This is a genomic window from Laspinema palackyanum D2c, assembly GCF_025370875.1.
In the GTDB taxonomy this organism is placed as follows: Bacteria; Cyanobacteriota; Cyanobacteriia; order Cyanobacteriales; family Laspinemataceae; genus Laspinema; species Laspinema palackyanum.
Genome location: NZ_JAMXFD010000067.1, coordinates 1 through 1,667 on the forward strand (window position 1 = coordinate 1; position 1,667 = coordinate 1,667).

Annotated in this window: 1 protein-coding gene; it reads left to right on the plus strand. The window is 39.7% G+C overall.

Going from position 1 to position 1,667, the window contains the following annotated elements; translation table 11 throughout:
- Positions 1-120: 120 nt before the first annotated feature.
- A partial coding sequence (locus tag NG795_RS28300) for an IS5 family transposase (protein WP_367291937.1) occupies positions 121-1,667 on the plus strand: 1,547 nt, incomplete at its 3' end.

The following is a 1,667-nucleotide window of genomic DNA, read 5'->3' on the forward strand; positions in this document are numbered from 1 at the left end:
TAGGGCTTGCTGAAAAAAAGCGGAATGCTGATGTGATAAGGCTTGTAGAAGTATTGCCTGGATACAAAAGACAGGAAAAAGAGGTAAAATTGGAAATGGTTGTGCATCAGTGAAGGGAAAATGTATCGAAAATCACAAAATGCCCTGGGGCCAGAAGAATCCTTTGAGCTTCCCTTTGAGGGGCAGCTGTGTGAAGAAAATCGGTGGATAGTTCTGTCAAAGCTAATTCCGTGGTCGGAATTTGAGGCAGAATATGCCCAGAATTTCTCAGAAGATATGGGAGCGCCAGCCAAATCTTTTAGGATGGCACTGGCCGCTTTAATCATCAAAGAAAAATTGGGTATCAGTGACCGAGAAACAGTTGAACAAATTCAAGAAAATCCTTATTTACAGTATTTTATAGGACGAAATAGTTATCAAAATGAAGCGCCATTTGACCCGTCAATGATGGTTCATTTTCGTCAAAGAATTAGTCCGGCTCTGCTTCAAAAAATTAATCGCAGAATTGTCCAACACAGTCTAAAATTCACTCCGGAGGACCCCAACACAAAAAAGTTAGAAGAAGCCGAAAAACCACAAGTAAATAGAGGTCGGCTATTAATGGATGCAACGGTTTCCCCTGCCGATATCAAATACCCCACGGATGTGGACCTATTAAGTCAAGCGAGAAAAACTACCGAAAGCATCATAGATATTTTATATAAATCCCTGAAGGATAACCTAGACAAAAAACCAAGAACTTATAGACAGAACGCTAGGAAAGATTATTTAAAATTTGCCAAAAAGAGGAGGCTTTCTGCTCAAGAAAGGAGAGAAGCCGTTAAAAAACAACTGCAATATATCAAACGAAATTTGGGACATATTGACAAGTTAATCGAGAAAGGCGGCAGCCTACAACTTTTAAGCAAAAGGCAATACAGGAATTTATTAGTATCAACCGAAATCTATCGTCAACAGGATTTGATGTGGTCAAATAATCAAAAAAGAGTCGACCATCGGATTGTCAGTTTAACACAACCTCATGTCCGTCCAATCGTCCGAGGTAAATCAGGAAGTCCTACGGAATTTGGAGCGAAGTTATCAGTCAGTTGTGTAGAAGGATATGTATTACTCGAAAAGATTAGCTGGGAAAACTATAATGAAAGTGGAGATTTTATTAGTCAAGTGGAGGCTTACAAAGACTTGACAGGATTTTACCCGGAATCGGTTCACGCTGATAAAATTTATCGGACCCGAGTCAATAGAGCTTGGTGTAAAGAAAGAGGAATTAGGCTGAGTGGTCCTCCTTTAGGGAGACCAAGAACCCAAGTCAGCCTTCAAGATAAAAAACAAGCACAAGAAGATGAGCGCATTCGCAACGAAATTGAAGGGAAATTTGGACAGGGTAAACGAAGATTCAGTCTGAATCGAGTCATGTCTAAACTATCTAAGACTTCGGAAACCTCCATTAATCTTACGTTTTTAGTGCTCAACCTCGTGAAACTGCTCAGGCAGTTTTACTGTCTTTTTTTGTGTCAATTTTTCCAAACTCTTGTAATTTTATGCCGAAGCATTAATTTTAGCTATGAATTGAAGAATCGAAGTAAAGCCATGTTTATTGGTGCAGGAAGGGGGGCCTTTTGTTCATTTACCCCCCCTGCTTTTTATAACTTTTTCAGCAAACCCTA